This is a genomic window from Streptomyces sp. NPDC052236 (assembly GCF_044548015.1).
GTDB lineage: Bacteria > Actinomycetota > Actinomycetes > Streptomycetales > Streptomycetaceae > Streptomyces.
On sequence record NZ_JBIUBL010000076.1, the window covers coordinates 1 to 5,353 of the forward strand.

General features: G+C 72.9%; 5 protein-coding genes. 1 reads left to right on the top strand and 4 read right to left on the bottom strand.

What is annotated here, in order from left to right:
- Positions 1-183: 183 nt before the first annotated feature.
- From fxsA to ACIHCQ_RS44460, 4 genes are all read right to left on the bottom strand, one after another.
- Entirely contained in the window at positions 184-783 is a 600-nt protein-coding gene (fxsA, locus tag ACIHCQ_RS44445) for an FxsA family membrane protein (protein WP_399675040.1), read from the bottom strand.
- Between the two features lie 125 nt (positions 784-908).
- Entirely contained in the window at positions 909-1,676 is a 768-nt protein-coding gene (locus tag ACIHCQ_RS44450) for a polyprenol monophosphomannose synthase (protein WP_399675043.1), read from the bottom strand.
- Between the two features lie 538 nt (positions 1,677-2,214).
- Positions 2,215-3,870: an amidohydrolase gene (locus ACIHCQ_RS44455; RefSeq protein WP_399675045.1), complete on the bottom strand. Its 1,656-nt coding sequence runs from the start codon at positions 3,868-3,870 to the stop codon at positions 2,215-2,217.
- Positions 3,871-4,110: 240 nt separating this feature from the next.
- Positions 4,111-4,551 (bottom strand): Lrp/AsnC family transcriptional regulator, encoded by a 441-nt coding sequence (locus tag ACIHCQ_RS44460; RefSeq protein WP_399675048.1) that lies wholly within the window; start codon positions 4,549-4,551, stop codon positions 4,111-4,113.
- 205 nt (positions 4,552-4,756) lie between these two features.
- On the opposite strand from ACIHCQ_RS44460, the gene ACIHCQ_RS44465 reads away from it, so the two are divergent.
- Complete coding sequence (locus ACIHCQ_RS44465) at positions 4,757-5,197, top strand: hypothetical protein (protein ID WP_399675051.1); 441 nt, start codon at positions 4,757-4,759, stop codon at positions 5,195-5,197.
- Positions 5,198-5,353 lie beyond the last annotated feature (156 nt).

Sequence of the window (5,353 nt, forward strand, 5' to 3'; positions counted from 1 at the left end):
GGGGGGGTCGCGCGGGCCCGCCCCCACAACCCGCGCGGCCCCGCGGGGCCCCCCCCGCCCGCCGCCCCCCCCCCCCCCCCCCCCCCCCCGGGGGGCCCCCCCCCCCCGGGGGGGGCCCCCCCCCCCGCGGCTCTGTGCTGTCTGGAATCAGGTGGGAACCAGGGAAGTCAGGAAGTCAGGAGGTCAGGGGGTGAGCGGCGGCCTCGGGCCCTCTTCCTCGTAGCGGCGCGGCGGCTGCGTGGCGTCCGGGCGGATGACCTCGCCCTGGACGACCTTGCCGTCCGGGCGGTGCATGCGGGCCTGCTGGAAGGCCTCGCCCAGGCTGCCTGGCGAGGCGTCGCGCATACGGCGCTCCAGGGACCGCTCCGCGTACCGCCCCAGGGCCGAGCGGACGGGCGGCAGCAGAAGCAGCAGCCCCGCCGCGTCGGAGATCAGGCCGGGCAGCATGAGGAGCAGCCCGCCGAGCATCAGGAAGCCATTGCCCTTGCTGCCGTTGCCGCCGCTCCCGGGGCCGGGCTCGGGGAAAGGGCTCTGGCCGCTCTGCTGTCGCTGGATGGTCTCGGTGAGGTTCTGGAAGGCCCGGCGGCCGGCCCGCTTGATGACGACGGCGCCGAGAACGCCGCCGCCGACCAGCAGCGCAAGGACGGTGACCCCGCCGGCCTCCCCCGCCAGGACCGTCAGCAGCCAGATCTCCAGCACCAGCCAGGCGGCGATGGAGAGCGGGACCATGGAGCGGGCACGCGAGCGCTTGGGGGCTGTCGGGGGCAGGGAGCCGGTCGTCATGGTTCCAGTGTGCCTGGGGGCCTGCCGGAGGGACATAAGCGGGGGGCGGTGCCAGGGAGCTTCGCGGTCCTCAGGAGGGCCTCAGTAGAGCCCCAGGAGGGCCTCAGTAGAGCCCCAGAAGGGCCTCAGGAGGACTTACGGCCGAGCAGCCGACTTGTCCGGTCGCCGACGCCCCAGGCGGTGACCCGCCACAGCGCCTCCACCACGATGTCGCGGTTCATCTTGGAGTCGCCAAGTTCGCGTTCGACAAAGGTGATCGGGACTTCGACGACGTGATAGCCCGCGGCGACGGCCCGGCGGGCGAGGTCGACCTGGAAGCAGTAGCCCTGGGACGCGACCTCGGTCAGGCCGAGCCCTTCGAGGGTCTCTGCGCGGAAGGCGCGGAAGCCGCCGGTGACGTCCCTGATCGGTACGCCGAGGAGGAGGCGGGAGTAGGTGGAGCCGCCGCGCGACAGGATCTCCCGGTGCTTGGGCCAGTTGACCACGCGCCCGCCGGGCACCCAGCGCGAGCCGAGAACCAGGTCGGCGCCCTTGAGGGCGGTCAGCAGCCGGGGCAGTTCCTCGGGCTGATGGGAGCCGTCGGCGTCCATTTCGACCAGTACGCCGTAGTCGTGCTCGATGCCCCAGGTGAAGCCCGCGAGATAGGCGGCGCCGAGCCCTTCCTTTCCCTTGCGGTGCAGCACATGCACCTGCTCGTCGTGGGCCGCGAGCTCGTCGGCGAGTTTGCCGGTGCCGTCGGGGCTGTTGTCGTCGGCGACGAGGATGTCCGCCTCGGGCACGGCTGCGCGCACCCGGGAGACGATCGGCTTGATGTTCTCGGCCTCGTTGAAGGTCGGGATGATCACCAAGGCTCTGCCGAGCGGGCCGTACCGCCGCTGACCGCCGTCGTTCACTGCTGGCCCCTTAATGTCCGTACTCGGAGCCCCACCTTAGCGAGCCCTGGAGGTGCGGCTGCGACGGCACGGACCTGGGGTGTCCTGGAGTGTCGTGTGACCGGCCGTACGCGGCGGGCAGGCGCGCCTGGCGGGCGACGGATCGGGGCCCGGCGTCCTTCGGTCCGACCCGGGTCCCGCTGGCTGCGGGTCCGCCGAGAGCCGTTGTCTACTGAACGCCGGGCCCCACCCGGGTCGCACCCGCCGGCCGGCTGGACCCTTTCCCCGCTCCCGAGGCGCGGGCGCTGAACCTGGCTCCCAGTGGCGGTGTGCCGGTGCGGCACACCGCCCCCTGACCCAGCGGCGTTCGACGACTGCGAGGAGGATTGCCGGTCGGACATCCTGTGGTGGACTCGGCCGAACCTACCCGCCGGTGGGCGCTCCGTGTCAACAGCCGCCTGATCTGCGCATTTTGACCACATCGCCAGGTCAGCGCGGAGATCCGCAGGTCGCGGCAGAGCCCGGCGGACTTCGATCGGCGGTACGCGATATCCGCGCGTCACTCGTTCAGCCTCGCAAAGACGGTGCGTCCTGAGACGACCGTGCGCAGGCAGCGCGGAAGTTCGCCGCCGGGGGTGAGTTCGGGCAGGCCAGGGGTGCCGGAGCGGGGGTCGGTCGACCAGCGGGCGACCCGGTCGTCGGGGGCCTGGACGACGAGTTTCCCGGTGCTCCAGAGGGCGTAGTCGGCGGGCGCGCCCGGCACCAGGACCCCGGCGTCGTCGCGGCCGATGGCGCGCCAGCCGCCGCGCGTATGGGCGGTGAAGGCGGCCCGTACCGAGATCCGGTGTTCGGGGTTGCGGTGGAAGGCCGCGGCCCGGATCGTGCCCCAGGGGTCGAGCGGGGTCACGGGGCTGTCGGAGCCGAACGCGAGAGGCACTCCGGCGCGCAGCAGTGCGGCGTACGGGTTGAGGGTGCGGGCCCGTTCCACCCCCAGGCGCTGGGCGTACATGCCCTCCTCGCCGCCCCAGGCCGCGTCGAAGGCCGGCTGGACGGAGGCGGTGAGCCCGAACTCGGCGAAGGCGGCGATGGTGTCGGGAGTGAGCATCTCGGCGTGTTCGACGCGGTGGCGGGCGGCGCGGACCCGGGCGATGCCGAGGGTCTTCGCGGCCCCCCGGAAACCTTCCGCGACGGCGGTGAGCGCGGCGTCCCCGATGGCGTGGAACCCGGCCTGGAGCCCGGCCTCGGTGCAGGCGACGACATGGGCGGCGATGGCCGACCGGTCCAGGTGGGCGGCGCCGGTGTGGGCGGCGTCCGCGTAGGGCGCGTGCAGGCAGGCGGTGTGTGAGCCGAGGGAGCCGTCGACGAAGAGATCACCGGCCGCGCCGATGGCGCCGAGTTCACGGATGCGCTGGGCACCCTTTGCGTCTGCGACTTGTTCGGCCCAGTAGCCGACGACGCGGGGACCCGGCTCGGCCTCGGCCAGGCTCAGCAGCGAGGTGAAATCGTCCTCGTCGGAGATGTCGGGCCCGGCGCATTCGTGGACGGTGCCGATGCCGAGGGAGGCGGCGCGGGCGAGCGCGGCGCGCTGGGCGGCGGCGCGCTGGGCGGGCGTGATGGCGGCGTGCGCGGCGGCGCGTACGGCGTGGTGGGCGGCGGCGGTGAGCGGCCCGTCCGGGTGGTAGCCGGGCAGCGCGGTGATGCCGGGGACGAGGTCGAGCAGGGCGGTGGTGACCACTGCCGAGTGGACGTCGATACGGGGCAGGTAGAGCGGGCGTCCGCCGGTCGCCCCGTCGAGTTCGGCGCGGGTCGGGGGGCGCTGCTCGGCCCAGCGCGCGGTGTCCCAGCCGTGGCCGATGAGGACCTTGTCCCCGGGGTGTGCGGCGCTGTGCGCCCGTACGAGGGCCAGGGCCCCGGTCAGTGTGGGGGCGCCGGACAGGTCGAGGCCGGTGAGGGCGAGCCCGGTGGACGTGGTGTGCACGTGCGCGTCGGTGAAGGCGGGGGTGACCAGGGCGCCTTCGAGGTCGATGACCTCGTCCGCCCCGGCGGCGAAGGCGTCGGCCGCGCCCTCGGAGCCCACCCAGGCGATGTGCCCTCGTTCGACGACCATGGCGGTGGCGAACGGGTCGGCGGGGCTGTGGACTTCTCCGCCGCGCAGCAGCACGGTGCGCTGCTCACTCGGGAGGGGGGTGGTGCCGGGGGCGGTGCTCTGGGTCATGGGACCAGACTAGATACGTGCCGGGGCTAGGGCGTGTTTTAGAAGTAGCGCCGTCCGCCCGTAGGGCGGGCCCTGCGGCGTCTGGTGCGTGCAATCGCAAGGCGGTGGGGGCACCCCCAGGCGAAGCTCTGGGGGAGTAATTGGGCGACTCCGACAACACCGCGAGTGCGCGTGCCAGGCGTCGCGGGGCTGGGGGTCCCCCCGGACGAAGTCCAGGGGGAGGGACTTCTAAAACACGCCCTAGACACGTGGCGGGCGTGCCTCGTACGGGGTGGAGAGGACGACCGTCGTACGGGTCGAGACACCGGACAGGGAGCGGATACGGGTGAGCAGGTGCTCCAGTTCCAGCGGGGTCGCGACGCGCACCTTCAGGATGTAGTTCTCGTCGCCCGCGACGCTGTGACAGGCCTCGATCTCGGGGATCCCGGCGAGCCGATCGGCGATGTCGTCGGGGGCGCTGGGGTCAAAGGGCTTGACCGAGATGAACGCGGTGAGCGGCAGCCCTACCGCTACGGGGTCCACGACCGCGGCATAGCCGCGGATGACGCCGCGCTGCTCAAGGCGGCGGACGCGCTGGTGCACCGCCGAGGTGGACAGGCCGGTGGCCTTGCCCAGGTCGGTGTAGCTCATCCGCCCGTCCTTGACGAGCAATTCCACGATCTGACGATCCAGCTCCTCCATGCGGATCAACCTATTGCCCCAGGTCGCCTCCGGCACAGTCGGCGATGAGACGGACGGGTATCTGCGGGCAGCATGTGACGAACACCACAGGTTCGCGGAGGCGGTCCGGCGTGACCACGCGGTTACCTGCCGCACGCGAAGGGAATTGCTTGCTGTGGTCGAGGCCGCATATGCCAGGTCGGCCCATCCGAGGGGGAGATTCTCCATGCAGAACCTTAAGAACAACGGCCGTTCCGAGCGGGAACCCATGCACACGGGCGCCCCGGCCGATCTGGCTGCGACGGAGGAAACCGAGGCGCCCGATGACACCGAGGCCTTCGACGCGTACGACATGTACGACACATGCGAGATGTACCGGGTGATCTGCCCGGACTGCGCACAGCCGATCGCGCTGCTGGCGGACGAGGACGTCCTGCCGGAGCACGCGCTGTGCGCCACTCGCTGGAATCCGTTCGGGCTGACCGTCTGCGCCGGTACGGGCCGGCCGGCTGCCGAGGCGCGTGCGGCGGACGAGACCCTGGATGTCCAGGAGCAGCACACCGCGCTGCTGTTGACGCTCCCTCAGGGGCTCGACTGGCGCACGCAGCCCTTCTCGCACGTGGGCGGCCCGAGTTCGCGCCCGGTGAAGGTGCGGCCCGCGGCCTGACCCCGTAGGCCGGAAAGCAGCCGGCGCCGGGGCCCCCGGCGGGGGGGGGGGGGGGGGGGGGGGGGGGTTTGGGGGGGGGGGCCGCGGGGGACGCCCCGCACGGGGCCCGCCCCTCGGGGGGGGGAGACCAGGGGCCGGTGTGTATGGTGGGCGCCC

Bases quoted from the DNA above. Each gene is read 5' to 3' on its own strand.
- fxsA (WP_399675040.1), bottom strand. From the start codon at position 783: ATGACGACCGGCTCCCTGCCCCCGACAGCCCCCAAGCGCTCGCGTGCC.
- ACIHCQ_RS44455 (WP_399675045.1), bottom strand. From the start codon at position 3,870: ATGACCCAGAGCACCGCCCCCGGCACCACCCCCCTCCCGAGTGAGCAG.
- ACIHCQ_RS44460 (WP_399675048.1), bottom strand. From the start codon at position 4,551: ATGGAGGAGCTGGATCGTCAGATCGTGGAATTGCTCGTCAAGGACGGG.
- ACIHCQ_RS44465 (WP_399675051.1), top strand. From the start codon at position 4,757: ATGCAGAACCTTAAGAACAACGGCCGTTCCGAGCGGGAACCCATGCAC.